Origin of the sequence: Intrasporangium sp. (assembly GCF_035688975.1) — a bacterium.
Lineage (GTDB): Bacteria > Actinomycetota > Actinomycetes > Actinomycetales > Dermatophilaceae > CALMNV01.
The window spans coordinates 1-14,384 of record NZ_DASSMH010000119.1 but is presented as its reverse complement, the minus strand read 5'-3'; the positions used below and the strand labels follow the sequence as shown (position 1 = coordinate 14,384).

The 14,384-nt window shown below is 72.5% G+C and carries 15 protein-coding genes and 1 pseudogene; 5 read left to right on the top strand and 11 right to left on the bottom strand.

Going from position 1 to position 14,384, the window contains the following annotated elements; translation table 11 throughout:
- Positions 1–3 precede the first annotated feature (3 nt).
- From VFJ94_RS12835 to VFJ94_RS12810, 6 genes are all read right to left on the bottom strand, one after another.
- On the bottom strand, positions 4–1,512 hold the full coding sequence (locus VFJ94_RS12835) for a multicopper oxidase family protein (RefSeq protein ID WP_325004609.1): 1,509 nt from the start codon (positions 1,510–1,512) through the stop codon (positions 4–6).
- Between the two features lie 34 nt (positions 1,513–1,546).
- On the bottom strand, positions 1,547–1,795 hold the full coding sequence (locus tag VFJ94_RS12830; protein WP_325004608.1) for an SHOCT domain-containing protein: 249 nt from the start codon (positions 1,793–1,795) through the stop codon (positions 1,547–1,549).
- Between the two features lie 78 nt (positions 1,796–1,873).
- Positions 1,874–2,134, bottom strand: coding sequence for a hypothetical protein (locus tag VFJ94_RS12825; protein WP_325004607.1), 261 nt, complete (start codon positions 2,132–2,134; stop codon positions 1,874–1,876).
- Between the two features lie 10 nt (positions 2,135–2,144).
- Entirely contained in the window at positions 2,145–3,254 is a 1,110-nt protein-coding gene (locus VFJ94_RS12820; RefSeq protein WP_325004606.1) for a cytochrome b N-terminal domain-containing protein, read from the bottom strand.
- A complete protein-coding gene (locus tag VFJ94_RS12815; RefSeq protein ID WP_325004605.1) occupies positions 3,254–3,919 on the bottom strand; it encodes a hypothetical protein in 666 nt (221 codons plus the stop codon). Before VFJ94_RS12815 ends, VFJ94_RS12820 begins: the two co-directional genes overlap by 1 nt.
- Positions 3,843–4,088, bottom strand: a complete 246-nt coding sequence (locus VFJ94_RS12810) for an SHOCT domain-containing protein (RefSeq protein WP_325004604.1) — start codon at positions 4,086–4,088, stop codon at positions 3,843–3,845. The genes VFJ94_RS12815 and VFJ94_RS12810 overlap by 77 nt, the downstream gene beginning before the upstream one ends.
- Before the next feature lie 136 nt (positions 4,089–4,224).
- On the opposite strand from VFJ94_RS12810, the gene VFJ94_RS12805 reads away from it, so the two are divergent.
- The 3 genes from VFJ94_RS12805 to VFJ94_RS12795 are packed head-to-tail and all read left to right on the top strand — an operon-like array spanning position 4,225 to position 7,203.
- Positions 4,225–4,947, top strand: a complete 723-nt coding sequence (locus tag VFJ94_RS12805; protein ID WP_414654609.1) for a winged helix-turn-helix domain-containing protein — start codon at positions 4,225–4,227, stop codon at positions 4,945–4,947.
- Positions 4,944–6,074 (top strand): HAMP domain-containing sensor histidine kinase, encoded by a 1,131-nt coding sequence (locus tag VFJ94_RS12800; RefSeq protein WP_325004602.1) that lies wholly within the window; start codon positions 4,944–4,946, stop codon positions 6,072–6,074. The genes VFJ94_RS12805 and VFJ94_RS12800 overlap by 4 nt, the downstream gene beginning before the upstream one ends.
- Positions 6,075–6,096: 22 nt before the next feature.
- The gene (locus VFJ94_RS12795; RefSeq protein ID WP_325004601.1) at positions 6,097–7,203 is read left to right on the top strand and encodes a CapA family protein; all 1,107 of its coding nucleotides are present in this window, start codon (positions 6,097–6,099) and stop codon (positions 7,201–7,203) included.
- On the opposite strand, the gene VFJ94_RS12790 is transcribed toward VFJ94_RS12795, so the two are convergent.
- The 3 genes from VFJ94_RS12790 to VFJ94_RS12780 all read right to left on the bottom strand — a co-directional run bounded on the left by VFJ94_RS12790 (position 7,160) and on the right by VFJ94_RS12780 (position 10,353).
- Entirely contained in the window at positions 7,160–8,116 is a 957-nt protein-coding gene (locus VFJ94_RS12790; protein ID WP_325004600.1) for a Gfo/Idh/MocA family oxidoreductase, read from the bottom strand. The two genes, VFJ94_RS12795 and VFJ94_RS12790, sit on opposite strands and share 44 nt — an antisense overlap.
- Positions 8,113–9,099, bottom strand: coding sequence for a sugar phosphate isomerase/epimerase (locus VFJ94_RS12785; RefSeq protein ID WP_325004599.1), 987 nt, complete (start codon positions 9,097–9,099; stop codon positions 8,113–8,115). Before VFJ94_RS12785 ends, VFJ94_RS12790 begins: the two co-directional genes overlap by 4 nt.
- 66 nt (positions 9,100–9,165) lie before the next feature.
- Positions 9,166–10,353, bottom strand: a complete 1,188-nt coding sequence (locus VFJ94_RS12780; RefSeq protein ID WP_325004598.1) for a Gfo/Idh/MocA family oxidoreductase — start codon at positions 10,351–10,353, stop codon at positions 9,166–9,168.
- Between the two features lie 106 nt (positions 10,354–10,459).
- On the opposite strand from VFJ94_RS12780, the gene VFJ94_RS12775 reads away from it, so the two are divergent.
- Entirely contained in the window at positions 10,460–11,527 is a 1,068-nt protein-coding gene (locus tag VFJ94_RS12775) for a LacI family DNA-binding transcriptional regulator (protein WP_325004597.1), read from the top strand.
- On the opposite strand, the gene VFJ94_RS12770 is transcribed toward VFJ94_RS12775, so the two are convergent.
- Both VFJ94_RS12770 and VFJ94_RS12765 read right to left on the bottom strand, forming a co-directional pair.
- A complete protein-coding gene (locus tag VFJ94_RS12770) occupies positions 11,496–12,191 on the bottom strand; it encodes a sulfite exporter TauE/SafE family protein (RefSeq protein WP_325004624.1) in 696 nt (231 codons plus the stop codon). The two genes, VFJ94_RS12775 and VFJ94_RS12770, sit on opposite strands and share 32 nt — an antisense overlap.
- A gap of 68 nt (positions 12,192–12,259) precedes the next feature.
- Positions 12,260–12,607 (bottom strand): hypothetical protein, encoded by a 348-nt coding sequence (locus VFJ94_RS12765; RefSeq protein WP_325004596.1) that lies wholly within the window; start codon positions 12,605–12,607, stop codon positions 12,260–12,262.
- A 295-nt stretch (positions 12,608–12,902) separates the two neighbouring features.
- Between VFJ94_RS12765 and VFJ94_RS12760 the strand changes: the two are divergent.
- Positions 12,903–14,384: pseudogene (locus VFJ94_RS12760) on the top strand (PKD domain containing protein); the annotation flags it as partial.

The following is a 14,384-nucleotide window of genomic DNA, read 5'->3' as shown; positions in this document are numbered from 1 at the left end:
TCGTCACGTCCGGTACGACAGGGTCGTCATCATGCCGGCCTCTGCGTGGTAGATGTTGTGACAGTGCGTCGCCCACTGGCCCGGGTTGTCGGCCTGGAAGTCGACCTGCAGGGTCTGCATCGGCCGCACGATCACGGTGTCCTTGCGAGCGCCTCCGGCCGCGATGCCGAAGGTGTGCCCGTGCAGGTGCATGGGGTGGAACATCATCGTCATGTTGCGGAACCGGAGCCGGACGCGCTCGCCCTGGCGCACGTCGAGCGGTGCGCTGTCGGCAAAGGTCTTCCCGTTGATGGTCCAGCGGTAGGGCGCCATCGATCCGCCGAGCACGAGGTCGTGGCTCGTGTCCACGCTCCGGTTCGGCAGGCGGACCGCGTCGGTGGGGGTCAGGTCGGTGCCGAGCAGCACCCGGCGGGTGAGCTCCGCCGGGCTGACGTCCGCGGGGGGTGCGGCGCCCTTGCCGCTGCGGACGACGGCAAGCGCCTGGCCCTGCTTGCCCTCGGCGGACGCGACGAGCGGGAAGGCGCCGTCGCCAAGGGTCACGAGCACGTCGAAGCGCTCGCCCATGCCGATGAGCAGGGCGTCGGCAGCGACGGGCTGCACCGGGAAGCCGTCTGAGTGGGTGACGGTCAGCCGGTGGCCGCCGAGGGCGAGCCGGAAGGCGGTGTCCGAGCCGGCGTTGACGATGCGGAGCCGGACCCGCTGGCCCGGTCTGCCGGTGAGCGTGACGGGGCTCGACGGCATACGGCCGTTGACGAGGTAGTGCGGGTAGTCGATGTCGCCGGCCCCGCCGAGCAGACGCGACTGCATCCCCTCGCCCATGCCCCCCATGCCCCCCATGCCGCCGTGGTCCATTCCGCCCATGCCGCCCATGCCGTCGTCGGTGGCCTGCGCGGCGGTGAGCTTGGCGAGGACGTCGTCCGGCGTCTGCCCGGTGCCGTCGACCCAGTCGTCGAGGACGACGACCCACTCGGCGTCGTAGCGGCCGGTCTCGCTCGGGTCGTCGACGACCAGGACGCCGTAGAGGCCGCGGTCGAGCTGCACCCCGGAATGCGGGTGGTAGAAGTACGTCCCGGGGTGCGGCGCGGTGAACTCGTACTGGAACGTGCCGCCGGCACGGATCGGCTCCTGGGTGATGCCGGGGACGCCGTCCATGTCGTTGCGCAACGCAAGCCCGTGCCAGTGCACGCTCGTCTGGGCCGGGAGGGCATTGTCGACGGTGACGCGCAGCAGGTCACCGGCGCGGGCCCGCAGCAACGGCCCGGGGACGTTCTCGCCATACGCCCAGGTCTGCACGCTGCGTCCGCCGATATCGACCGTCGTCGCTTTCGGAGCGAGCCGCGCCGAGACCACGCGCTGGCCCGCGGGGCGCCGGGCCGCCTCGGCCGCCCGGACCGCCTCGGAGGACGCGCCCACGGCGGTCCCGGGGCTGCCGCAGCCAGCCAGGCCGAGGGTGGCGAGGCCGGCGGTTGCCGCGGTGCCGAGCAGCAGGGTGCGGCGGGTGATGTCGGGCATCGGGGCTCCTTCGACGGGGCGGTGCGGGGAGGCGTCAGCGTCCGGGGTGCAGGACCGCCTTGCGGGCGCGGTACTCCTCGACGTCGATCTCGCCTCGCGCGAAGCGCTCGTCGAGGATCTGGTCCGCAGAGGACCCGCGAGGCGACTGCCGCACGGCATCGCGCCTGCGGCCGTCACGAATCAGGGCCACGAGGCCCAGGATCACCAGGGCCCAGAAAGCGACCATGGCCAGGGTCATCACGATCCACGTGCCGTAGCCGAATCCGTCGTTCCACCACATCATCGCTGACTCACTCCTCCCCATGTCGGGGACCACGATGCCCGAAGGGCCCGGGGGGTTTGGTGGTCGTTCGGTGAAGGTTCACTGAAGACGTCGCGGGCCCGGCGGCCCGGGCTGCCGCTGCCGCCGGTGGGCTCGGTCGAGCGCGAGCATCACCCGGGTGGCCAGCGCCACGGAGGCGATCAGGACGATCCCGCTGAGGCCGACGCGCAGCCCCGTCGCGGGGCTCGCCTCGGCGGTGAGCGCCGCGGTGAGCGACCCGGCGGCGAGGACGGCGACGAGGACGAGGGCCCAGAACGACCGGCGGGCGCGTCGCGCCGGGGCTGCGGTGAGGTGGGCCATTCCGCCCCCCCTACAGGTGGGTCTCGGCGGTCGTGAAGAGCATGAGGACCGTCAGCGTGGCGATGGTGAGCAGCACGAGGAGGCCGAGCGCCATGGCCACCGGCCGGCGGCGCCAGTGCCGGTTCCGGTTGCGGTCGACGAAGGGCAGGATGATCAGGAGCAGGAAGAGCACGCCACCGCCGTAGAGGATGCCGGAGAGGCCGACCCAGTTCTCCAGCGTGAACATCCACCAGAAGGTCCACGGCGGCCGGGTCACCTCGATCCCGGTGACCGGACGCGGCCCTACGGACGGTGGCCAGAGGACCGCGACGACGCCGAGCAGGCCGGTCAGCACGAGACCGAACGCCGCGATGCGACGCAGGTGGTGGGTGAACGGCTCGGTCGGCTCCGCGGGCGGTGCCTGGTCGCCGGACTCGTCGGCGGGCAGGGCGGGGTGCGGGGAGATCCGGTGCCGCTTGACGAGCAGGCCGTGCAGGGTGAGCAGCACGAGGATGAGCCCGGGGATCATGACGACGTGTGCCCCGTAGAGACGCACGAGGATGGGGACGGTGTTGGCGAAGTCCGCGGAGAACCACAGGCCCGCGCCGCCGAGCAGGCCCGCGAGCTCGAGGTTGTGACCCAGCGCCTCGAATCCCTCCTGGTCCCACTTGAGCACCGTCCCGGTGAACAGGCCGAAGATGACGAGGCCGAACATCGCCACGCCGACCAGCCAGTTGCCCTCACGGGGGCGCTTGTACGAGCCGGTGAAGAACACGCGCAGCAGGTGCAGGGCGGCCGTGACATACATCGCCTGCGCCGCCCAGTAGTGCAGTCCGCGGACGAAGCGCATCCCCCAGACCTGGGACGACAGGTCGCGCACCGACTGGTTGGCGGCCTCCGGGACCGGCGCATAGAACTGCACGAGCAGCACCCCGGTGACCACGAGCAGCCCGAAGGCGAACGCGGTCACGCCGCCAAGGCTCCAGGCCACGTTGTTGGCGTGCTCGGGCACGGGGTACTCGAGCGCCGTGATGCCGAGGCGCTCGTCGATAACGTCGACGGCCCGACGAACCCGTCCGGGTCGGTGCGGCGGAGTCGTGGTCGTGCCGACGGGGGGCTGGGCGGCTGGTTGCGTGGCCATCAGCGGTGCCTTCCTCCTTGGGCGGCCGAGGGGGGCAGGCCGGCGCCCGGTGACCCAAGCCGCCGGCGCAGCTCCCCCACGGAGTCCCGCGGTCGGAAGCGGACGGCGAGCACCAGCCCGAGAAGGAGCACGACGACGGAGCTCACCAGGAAGCCCCAGTCCTGTCCGTCCAGGCTGCCGCGTCCCGGCTGCTCCGGCAGCACCACTGTCGTCCCGGTGTCGTTTCCCCGCGCCGGGGGCAGTGCCCGCACGGCATCCGTGATCGAGGCCTGCAGCAGCGTGCGCGCCTCGTCCACGCGCCCGGATTCGAGCGCCACCTTGGCGCGCTTGACGCCGTCGAGGTCGACGCCCTTCTGGTCCTCGGCCGCCAGGGCGTCGTCGGCCTTCTCCACCGCCATCTCGATCCCGGTGGGGCCGGGGTCGTGCGCGAGGTGCGCGAGCGCCTGCTGGACCAGCAGGTAGCCCTCGTGGGTCTCGCCCGGCTCGTCGGCCAGCGCCGAGCCCGCGCCGCCGACGAGGCCAACGAGGACCAGGGCGACGACGAGGACGAGCCGACCGATCAGCCCCGCCGAGCCCGAGCCGGGTGCGTCAGGGCAGGGAGTGGAGCTCCTCCTTGCGGGCGTGGTACTCCTCCGCGTCGATCTCACCCCGGGCGAAGCGCTCATCAAGGATCTCTTCGGGGGAGTCGGCGCGACGGGGCGCCGTGTCGTCCGTGCGCTGTCCGTCCCGAAAGAGGGCGACCACGGCGAAGACCACGAGGCCCCAAAAGGCCACCATGGCCAGGGTCATGACGACCCAGTTACCCCAGCCGAACCCATCGTTCCACCACATCATCTTCTCCAGCTCCTCTCGCGATGATCCCACTCTCCGCTGGAAGCGTCGCGCCTCCCTAACGCTTGCATGAAGGTTCCCTGAAGATGTCCGCCGGGCCAGGCACCCTCGGGCGGTGCAAGGCGGGACTGCTGCGACGATGAGGCCCATGGGAGAGCCGAAGCCGGGCATTGTGCGCGCCATGGTCGTCGAGGACGAGGAGGCCCTCGCCTCCCTGGTCGGCAGCTATCTGGAGCGGGAGGGTTTCGAGGTCCACCTCGTGCTCGACGGCGCGTCCGCGGTGGGGCGGGCCCGGGAGGTGGATCCGGACATCGTCGTCCTCGACCTGGGCCTGCCGGGGCTGGACGGTGTCGAGGTATGCCGCCAGCTGCGGACCTTCTCGGACGCGTACGTCGTGATGCTGACCGCCCGCGACGACGAGGTGGACAAGCTGGTCGGGCTGTCCGTGGGGGCCGACGACTACATGACAAAGCCGTTCAGCCCGCGCGAGCTCATCGCCCGGCTACGTGCCATGCTGCGCCGGCCACGAATGTCGGGGTCGGACCGGCCCGACGAGGAGGCCCGGACGTTCGGTCCCCTCGTGGTGGACCCGGTGGGGCGGGAGGTGTGGCTCGACGGGGAACCCGTCTCGTTGACCCGCACGGAGTTCGACCTGCTCGCCACCCTCGCGCAACGGCCGCAGATGGCGTTCAGCCGCCAACAGCTCATCGAGGCTGTCTGGGGCCAGTCGTGGGTCGGCGACGAGCACCTCGTCGACGTCCACATCGGGCACCTGCGCCGCAAACTGTCCGACGACGCCGTGAACTCCCGTTTCGTGCGCACGGTCCGCGGCGTCGGGTACCGGATGGGCACCGGCCAGTGACCTCCACGCCGAGCCCGGAGGGTCATGGCACGCGGGGCCTGGCCACGCGCCTCCTCATCGCGCAGATCCTCGTCCTCCTCGCCGGCGCACTGACGTCATGGCTCGTCGCCTCGTCCGTCGGACCGGGCATCTTCCACGAGCACCTGCTCAGGGCCGGGGCGACCCACAGCCCCACGGAGGCGCAGCACGTGGAGGAGGCGTTTGCCTCGGCCCTGCTCGTCTCCCTGCTCGTCGCGCTGGTCGTCTCGGTCGTGGTGGCCCTGGCGGTGACGTGGTACTTCACGGCTCGGGTGCAGCGCTCGGTCGCCGAGGTGGCCGCCGCCGGGTCCGAGATCGCCGACGGTCGGTATGACTTCCGCGTCCCGAGCCCGCGGCTGGGCGCCGAGTTCGACCAGCTGGCCCGCACCATCAACCAGCTGGGGCAACGGCTCGGCGCGGTCGAGGCGACGAGACGCAGGATGCTCGCGGACCTCGCGCACGAGATCCGCACGCCGCTCGCGACGATCGACGCCCATCTCGAGGCGATCGAGGACGGGGTGCGCACGCTCGACGAAGCCACGTTGGGGGTGCTGCGCACGAGCACCACGCGTCTCGGACGCCTCGCCCGGGACATGACGGCGGTCTCTCGTGCCGAGGAGGGCCAGCTGGAGATGCGTCCGGCGCTGATCAGTCCGCGAGCGCTGGCCGAGACCGCTGTCGCCACGGCCCGGGAGGCCTTCGAGGCCAAGGGGCTGACGCTGCGCCTCGAGGTGCCGCCACGACCTCCGGTGGTCTCGGTCGATCCCGAGCGGATGGGGCAGGTGTTGGGCAACCTGCTCGACAACGCCCAGCGCCACACCCCGGCCGGCGGCACCGTCACGCTCTCCGTCGCCACCCCGGATCCCGGGTGGGTGCAGATCTCGGTGACCGACACGGGCGAGGGCATCGCCCCCGACGCGCTCGCCCATGTCTTCGACCGCTTCTACCAGGCCGACACGGCACGCAACCGGACCCACGGCGGGAGCGGCATCGGGCTCACCATCAGCCGGGCGATCGTCGAGGCCCACGGCGGGGGCATCTTCGTGCACAGCGCGGGGGAAGGGACGGGCGCCGCCTTCACCGTCCGCCTTCCCGCACGCGGTGACTGACCTGGCGACTAGCCTGCAGAAGGTGGACGAGCTGCGCCTCGTGCTCGCCGGGGACGTGATGACGGGCCGCGGCGTGGACCAGGTGCTACCCAGCCCCGGCGCCCCGAACCTGCACGAGCGCCACGTCCGCGACGCCCGCACCTATGTCGCGCTCGCGGAGCGGGCCAGCGGGCCGATCGCCGCGCCCGTCGACCCCACCTGGCCCTGGGGCGACGCGCTGCGGGATGCGGACGGCTTCGACCCGGCGGTCCGCGTCATGAACCTCGAGACCAGCGTGACCCGAAGCGATGACGCCGTCCCCGCGAAGGCCGTCCACTACCGCATGAACCCGGGCAACCTCGACGTCCTGCGAGTCGCCCGGGTGGACGTGTGGGCACTGGCCAACAACCACGTCCTCGACTACGGCATCACCGGCCTGCACGACACCCTGGACACGCTGCACGCCGCTGGGCTGCGCACCGCCGGCGCGGGCCGGGACGAGGCGGAGGCCTGGCGCCCGGCCGTGGCGACGTCGGTGACCGGGCACCGGGTCGTGGTCGCGTCGGTTGCCGACGGCTCCAGCGGGGTGCCGGAGGGGTGGGACGCCACGGCCAGCCGTCCAGGCATCGCGCTCCTTCCCGACCTCGCCGACGCCACCGCGGACTCGGTCGTGCAGCGCGTCCTGGAGTCCAGTCGGCCGGGCGACACGCGCGTCATCTCCGTGCACTGGGGCGGCAACTGGGGCTATGGCGTCCCGCGGGCGCAGCGGCGTTTCGCCCATCGCCTCGTCGACGGCGGCGTCGACGTCGTCCACGGCCACTCCTCCCACCACCCGCGCCCCATCGAGGTCTACCGGGGCCGGCTGGTGCTCTACGGGTGCGGCGATCTCGTCAACGACTACGAGGGAATCGGGGGCTTCGAGGATTACCGCGCCGAGCTGCGGCTGCTCTACCTCGCCCGTCTGGCCGCGGGCACCGGCCGGCTCCTCGAGCTGCGGATGATTCCGCTGCGCGCACGGCGGCTCAGTCTCGAGCGGGCGGGCGCAGCCGACGCAGGCTGGCTCGCGCGCGCCCTGGAGGAGGCCGGCCGGGGTCTCGGCACTCGGGTCACCCTCGGCGCGGACGCGTGCCTGGAAGTGGCGCAGCGGTGACCTGCCGAGGCTCGAATCCCGCTGCCCGGTAGGCGGCGTCGACGAGCTCGGCTTGCGGGACGGTGTCCGTGACGTCGTAGGGGAGTGGGGCGCCCCGGCGGATGTGCGCGGCGAACGCCTCGAGCTGGTAGGTGTAGCTCGATCTCGTCCCCAGGTGCTCGAGCAGCTCGGGCTCCCCGCGCCGACGCAGGACGAGGGTGTCGTCCACATGCGGACGCGGGAAGTCCGGCACGTGCAGCACGCCCGCCGAGCCGGTCACCGTCAGATGGAAGTCCCACACGTCCGGGGAGTCCATGTCACACGCGGCCGACCCCGTGGCCCCGGAGGGGAAGGCCAGCTCGACCGACAGGGCCTCGTCGACGCCCGGTCGCCCACGGCGCTCGGCCCCGTGCCCCGAGACGACGCGCGGCTCGCCGCCGAGGAAGCGCAGCCCGAGCTGCCGCTGCGCGTGCAGGGCGTAGCAGCCGAGGTCCATCGTGGCGCCGCCCGCCAGCTCGAGTGCCCAGCGCGGGTCCGAGTCGGCCGGGGCCGGCATACGGAGCATCGTCTCCACGTGCTGCACCTCGCCGACTGCGCCCGCGCCGACCAGCTCGACCACCCGCCGCCACAGCGGATGGAAGGGGTAGTGGAAGGCCTCGATCACGACGATGCCGGCCGCCTGCGCGGCCTCGGCCACCCGGCGCGCCTCGGCGGCATTGGCGGCAAAGGGCTTCTCCGACAGCACGTGCTTGCCCGCCGCGATCGCGCGCAGGTTCCACGGCGCATGCAGGGAGTTGGCGAGCGGGTTGTAGACCGCCACGGCCACGAGGCGGTGCCCCGTGGCCGCGGCGGGCGCGACGATGCTGAGGGCCGCGATGCGAGCGGCGCCGAGGATGCCGATCCGCAGCGGCTCCACCGTGGCCCTTTCGCTCACAGCGCCTTCTCGGCCTCGATGAGGGTGTTGGCGGCGAAACGCAGCCCCTCCATCTGGTCGAGCTCCTGGTCCTCGTGCTCGATGTTGACGGGCATGTCGGGGTCCACCTTGTGCAGCGCGCGGAGGAACTCGGTCCAGTAGGCCGTGTCGTGCCCGCGGCCCACCGCGACGAAGTCCCACGACGGGTTCGTCGGCCACCCGCTGAGGGTCGTGCCGCCGCCGAGGTGCAGGTAGCCCGGCTCGCCCTCTGCGATCCGGGTGAACCGGTCGTCGAGCACCCCGTTGACCTTCGCGGCGTCGTTGATGCGGGTGTCCTTGGCGGCTGCGTTGTAGACGAGGTCGCCGAGGTCGGCGATGGCCAGCACCGGGTCGATGCCCTGCCAGAAGAGGTGGCTGGGGTCCATCTCGGCCCCGATGTGGGTGGCGCCGACCTCCTCGGCGAGCCGGTGCATCGTCGAGGGGTTGAAGACGATGTTGCCCGGGTGCATCTCGATGGCGACCTTGACGTCCGCGTCGGCGGCGCGGGCCTGGATGTCCTTCCAGAAGGGGATGGCCGCGCCCCACTGGAAGTCCCGCACGTCGAGGAACGGGCTCCACCACGGCAGCGGGTTCCACGCCGGCTGGCTCGAGCCGGCGTCGACCCCGGGCGTGCCCGACATCGTGACGACGCGCCGCACCCCGAGGAGCCCGGCGATCTCGATGGACTCGATGAGGTCCTTCGCGTGCGGCACCTGCGGGTCGGGGTGCAGCGGGTTGCCGTTGCAGTTGAGCGCGGTGAGGGTGAGGCCCCGGGAGGAGAACTCGCCGAGGTATTCCTGCCGTGCGTCCTCGCTCGAGCGCAGGGCCTCGATGGGCAGGTGCACCGGCGGCAGGAAGCCGCCGGAGTTGATCTCGGCGCTCGTGAGCCCGAGGCCGGCGATGATGTCGAGGGCCTCGCCGAGCGGCTTGTCGTGGAGGCAGGCGTTGTAGGCACCGAGGTACATGGGGGGTCCTTTCCCGGACGTGGGTGGGGGTGTGGTGGTGGTATGCCGCCGGGCTGGCGGGGGAGGTCAGGCGAGGTCGACGGCGGCGCCGCCGGCGGCGGCCGAGCGGGCGACCGCGTCGATCACGGTCAGGTCGCGCAGGCCGTCCTCGAAGGTCGCGACGGGCGGCAGGCCGTCGATGCCCGCGACCTGCTCGAGGAAGGCGCGAGCCTGGTAGCCGAAGAGGTCGCCGACGCCGAAGGAGCAGCCGGGGAAGTCCATCGGCAGGCCGCCCTTGATGTAGGGGTGGGCCGGGCCGAGGAGCACCTGGTTGTAGCCGTTGTAGGCGGCTCGGCCCTCGGGTCCGTCGTTGAAGATGACCGAGAACTCCGCCGGGCGGTCCATGTCCCACTTCGCGGCGCCGTTCTCGGCCATGAGGTCGAAGGCGAGCGAGTTGGCGTGTCCCGGCGCGATCCGCGAGATCGAGAACGTCCCGACGGCGCCCGACTGGAAGTGGGCGGTGAAGGTCGCGACGTCGTCGTTCTCGACCGGCTCGCGCACGTCGCTGAGCTGCGCCTTGGCGTGGCCGTACGTCGTGCCGAGGGGCACGGCGCGCTCGGTGACCTTGGTCGTGAAGGCGGCGCCGCTGACGGAGACCATTGGGCCGCAGACGAACTCGGCCAGGTCGATGAGGTGGCTGCCGATGTCGGCAAGCGCCCCCGTGCCCGGGGCGCCCTTGTAGCGCCACGCCATCGGCGTCTCGGCGCTGCGCGCGTAGTCGCACCAGTAGCGGCCGTTGAAGTGCGACACCTCGCCGAGCTGGCTGCGGACGAGCTCACGGACGGCGGCCACGGCCGGCTGGCGCCGGTAGACGAACCCCGTGCCGGTGACCAGGTCGGGGCGTGCCTGCGCCGCGGCGATCATCGCCTCGGCGTCGGCCATGCTCGGGGCGAGCGGCTTCTCGCAGAGCACGTGCTTGCCGGCGGCGAGGAGCTCCTCGACGATGGGCCGGTGCAGCTCGTTGGCGACCACGACGCTGACGACGTCGACGTCGTCGGCGTCGAGCAGCTCGCGCCAGTCGGTGCTCGTGCGCTCGAAGCCGTAGCGCGTGGCGGCGTCCTTGGCCACGCCCTCGTTGGCGTCCACGACGGCGGCATACCGGATGGGCGGCAGTGGCGGGTCGAAGAGGGTCGGGGCGGAGCGGTAGCCGGCGCAGTGGGCGCGGCCGGCCATGCCGGCGCCGATGACGGCGACGCCGATGCTGGACTGGGTCATGATGTGCCTCTCTGAACACGTGACGCGGGGCGCCTTAAAGCGCTTTAAGATAGTGTGCAGAGGCGCCTTGGCGCTGTCAAGACTTTGTCCGCACAAAGGAGGCCGTATGCCGTCGCGCCCAGCCCGACCGCGCCTCGCGGAGGTGGCCGCTCGCGCCGGCGTCTCGACCGCCTCGGTGTCCCTCGTCCTGCGGGGCCGGCCGGGTCCGGGCGCGGCGACCCGCGAGGCCGTGCTGGGCGCGGCCCGTGAGCTCGGATACCGACCGGACCGCACGGCGAGCCTGCTCGCGCGGCGCCGCACCCAGCTGCTCGGCGTGACGATGAACGTGCGCAGCACCTTCCACGCCGAGCTCCTCGAGGACCTGCAGGCGGCTGCTGAGGAGCGGGGCTACGACGTCGTCGTCAGCCCGCTGACGCGCACCCACGACGAGCGCCGCGCCGTCGAGACGCTGCTCGACTCACGCTGCGAGGCGCTGCTCCTGCTCGGGCCGACCATGCCCGACCCTGAGCTGGCCGCGCTCGCTGCGGACCACCACGTCGTCGCCATCGGACGCCGGGCGGCGGGGGCCGCGGTCGACGTCGTGCGCGCCGCCGATGACGTCGGGGTCACCCTCGCCGTGGAGCACCTCGTGTCGCTGGGGCACCGTCGCATCACCTTCGTCGACGGGCCTCGGGGGCCGATCGCGACGCTGCGGCGACAGGGCTACCGCTCGGCGGTCCGTCGGCTCGTGGGCGCGGATGCCGTGCGCATCCTGCCCGGCGGTGACACCGAGGACGCCGGCTCGGAGGCGGTCGCGGCGATGCTGGCCGAGGCCGCAGGCGACCTCCCGCAGACGGCGGCGCCCACCACGGCTCTCGTCGTGTTCAACGACCGCAGCGCCCTCGGGGTGCTCGACCGGCTGCGGCGCGCGGGCGTCGACGTCCCGGGCAGCATGTCCCTCGTCGGCTACGACGACAGCCCTTTGGCGCGGCTCGCGACCGTCGACCTCACGACGGTCAGCCAGGCGCCCGAGGCGATGGCCCGGGCGGCTGTGCAGGCCGCGACGGAGCGGTTGGAGGGCGGCCGCACCGAGCCGGTCGACATCGTCCTCGAGCCACACCTCGTCGTCCGCGGCACGACCGCGCCCCCGCCCGGTGGCCGGCTCACCGGGCCACGAGGGCGAGCGCCGAGATGACTGTGGCGGCCAGCACGGCGCGGTCGAAGTGGCTCTGGCTGAGGCGCCGGGCGACGTGCAGGCCGGCCCACGCCCCGAGGAGCACCGCGGGGGCGAGCAGGACGGTGCGCTGCAGCGTCTGCGAGGTGAGCAGGCCGAGGCCCACGCTGAAGGGAAGCTTGCACAGGTTGACCCCGAAGAAGAAGAGCGCCCCGGTGCCGAGGAAGCGCCGCTTCTCGACGCCCTGGGCGACGAGGTAGAGGGCCATCACCGCACCGGCCGCGTTGGCCGTCATCGTCGCGAAGCCGGTGCCGAGCCCGGTCGCGAGCGCGGCCGCCCGTGAGGTCCCGCGACCGGGCGAGGGACCGCCCGGTCCGCCCGGCTCGTCGCTCGCCGCACGTCGCTGCAGCCGCAGCTGCAGCAGGGCCATGACGAGGAGCAGGCCGCCGATGGACCGACGCAAGGCCGTGTCGTCCACCACCGCGAGGAAGGCCGCGCCGAGGAGCAGCCCCGGCAGCACCGCCGGCACCAGGCGACGCAGCAGCGACCAGTCGGCGTGCGGGCGGTAGTGCCAGACCGCCACGACGTCGCCGACGAGGAGGAGCAGCAGGATCGCGGCCGTGGACTCCCGCGTCGGCAGCAGCGTGGCGAAGATGGCGATGGCGACGCTCGCGAGCCCCCCGATGGCCGTCTTGGCGAATCCAATGAGGAGCGCCGCGACGACGAAGAGGAGGGCGGCGCCGAGGGCGCCGGTCAGAGGCCGCCGGCCGAGATCGAAGGGCCGAAGGTGTGCACGCAGGCCTCGCGGACCTGCGGCGGGAGCTCGCTCAGGCGAAAGGGGCGGACGGAGATGGCGCTCTCTCGGTGCTCCAGCGCGCGCAGGTCGTCATAGGAGGCGATCCCGAGCTGCTCGCTGTCGACGGCATACACATAGGCGTCCTTGGTCGCGGACAGCTCCGCGGCGACCTCGTCCATAGCCACCACCACCCACCCGTTGTCGAGCGCGATCAGCGGCTTGGCCGGAGCCGTCGTCGCGGGGTCGGTCGCACCGAAGCCGGTGGGCTCTGCGGCGGCCAAGGCCTGCGGTCGGGGGTGATCCATTGGGCATTCCTAACCAAGGGGAGGTGCGTGATGGGCACAAGGTGTACGTTAGGGCTTTTTCTACCTGCCCGCCTTCCGGGTCTCGCCCGCCATACAACAGCCACTTCCCCGAACGGGGCCCGCCGCGGGACGCGCGCGCGGTCCAGGAGGTCGCGCAACCGCCCGACCTCAGGTGCGGGAGACCCGTACATTCGCCAACCGGGAGCCGCGTGACCTCGGAAGATGCACGTGTGACCTCCCGCGACGGCGCTACGGGTGGGTGGCGCCGTTCCGACTTCGGGTGGGGGAGACCGTAATGAAGATCACACGACGCGCGTCCATGCAGGTGCTCGGCCTCGGCGCCGGCCTGGCGGCGCTGGCGGTGCCGGTGTTGGCGCCGCCGGCTCGGGCCGTGCAGCCGCCGGCACCGCCACCGTCGGCCAGCGCCATGGTGAGCGCGGTGCCGGCGGCCTACACCCCGCCGGTCGGCGACGGGGACGTCCGGGCGATCGCCAAGGTCGGGTCCACCATGGTCATCGGCGGCAACTTCACCACGGTGAAGGGCGTGCCGCGTGCCCGGGTCGCCGCGTTCGGCGCGGCGACCGGCAGCTTGTCCGGCTTCAACCTCGCCGTCAACGGGGAGGTCTCCGCGATCGTCCCCGGGCCCACGCCCGACACGGCATACCTGGCGGGTGGCTTCACGCAGGTGGGCGCCGCCACGCGACGCAACGTCGCGCTCGTCAACCTCGCGACCAACTCGGTGGTGTCGTCGTTCGCGGCCCCGGCCCTCGGCACCTCGGGCCGCGTCAAGGACATGGTCAAGGTCGGGAACCGGCTGGTCATCGCCGGCGACTTCTCCGTCGTCGGCGGCCAGACGCACCGGGGGATCGCCGCGCTCGACGCCACGACAGGCGCCGTCGACCACGCCTACCTCAAGGTCCAGTTCGCCGGCCACCACAACGACACCGGCACCGGGGCGCAGGGCTCGGTCGGGCCGTGGAACCTCGACGTGAGCCCGGCGGGCGACCGGCTCGCCGTCATCGGCAACTTCAAGACCGCCGACGGCCTGACGCGCGACCAGGTGGCCCAGCTGAGCCTCGGCGCCACGAGCGCGGTGGTGACGCCGGACTGGCGCACCGACCGCTACAGCCCCTACTGCTTCAGCAACGCCTTCGACTCCTACGTCCGCGGCGTGTCCTACTCACCCGACGGCTCCTACCTCGTCATCTCGGCGACGGGGGGCGGCGTGCGCGACACGCTGTGCGACGCGTCTGCCCGGTTCGAGACGTATGCCGTGGGCACCGACCTGCAGCCGACGTGGGTGGCCGAGACCGGTGGCGACACCGTCTGGGCCACCGAGATCACCAGCAACGCCGTCTACGTCGGCGGTCACCAGCGCTGGGGCAACAACCCCTTCGGCAGCGACTTCGCGGGTCCCGGGGCGGTGCCGCGGCCGGGGCTCGTCGCCCTCGACCCGGTGAGCGGGCGGCCGCTGCAGTGGAATCCGGGGCGCAACCCTCCCGGCAAGGCCGTCTCCGCGATCCTCGCGACCTCCGAGGGCCTGTGGGTCGGCTCCAACACCGACTACATCGGCAACTTCAAGTACCTGCGCAAGAAGCTCGCCCTCTTCCCGTATGCCGGCGGCGGGCAGCTCGCAGCCACCAACGTCGGGGCGCTGCCCGGCAACGTCTACCGGGGCGGGTCGACCGGCACCGCGGTCTCGGACGAGCTCTTCCGCGTCGGGCTGACCTCCACGGGCGTCAGCTCCAAGCCGGTGGCCGTTCCCAACGGCGCAGTG

Bases quoted from the DNA above. Each gene is read 5' to 3' on its own strand.
- VFJ94_RS12835 (WP_325004609.1), bottom strand. From the start codon at position 1,512: ATGCCCGACATCACCCGCCGCACCCTGCTGCTCGGCACCGCGGCAACC.
- VFJ94_RS12830 (WP_325004608.1), bottom strand. From the start codon at position 1,795: ATGATGTGGTGGAACGACGGATTCGGCTACGGCACGTGGATCGTGATG.
- VFJ94_RS12825 (WP_325004607.1), bottom strand. From the start codon at position 2,134: ATGGCCCACCTCACCGCAGCCCCGGCGCGACGCGCCCGCCGGTCGTTC.
- VFJ94_RS12820 (WP_325004606.1), bottom strand. From the start codon at position 3,254: ATGGCCACGCAACCAGCCGCCCAGCCCCCCGTCGGCACGACCACGACT.
- VFJ94_RS12815 (WP_325004605.1), bottom strand. From the start codon at position 3,919: ATGAGCGCTTCGCCCGGGGTGAGATCGACGCGGAGGAGTACCACGCCC.
- VFJ94_RS12810 (WP_325004604.1), bottom strand. From the start codon at position 4,088: ATGATGTGGTGGAACGATGGGTTCGGCTGGGGTAACTGGGTCGTCATG.
- VFJ94_RS12805 (WP_414654609.1), top strand. From the start codon at position 4,225: ATGAGGCCCATGGGAGAGCCGAAGCCGGGCATTGTGCGCGCCATGGTC.
- VFJ94_RS12785 (WP_325004599.1), bottom strand. From the start codon at position 9,099: ATGTACCTCGGTGCCTACAACGCCTGCCTCCACGACAAGCCGCTCGGC.
- VFJ94_RS12780 (WP_325004598.1), bottom strand. From the start codon at position 10,353: ATGACCCAGTCCAGCATCGGCGTCGCCGTCATCGGCGCCGGCATGGCC.
- VFJ94_RS12775 (WP_325004597.1), top strand. From the start codon at position 10,460: ATGCCGTCGCGCCCAGCCCGACCGCGCCTCGCGGAGGTGGCCGCTCGC.
- VFJ94_RS12765 (WP_325004596.1), bottom strand. From the start codon at position 12,607: ATGGATCACCCCCGACCGCAGGCCTTGGCCGCCGCAGAGCCCACCGGC.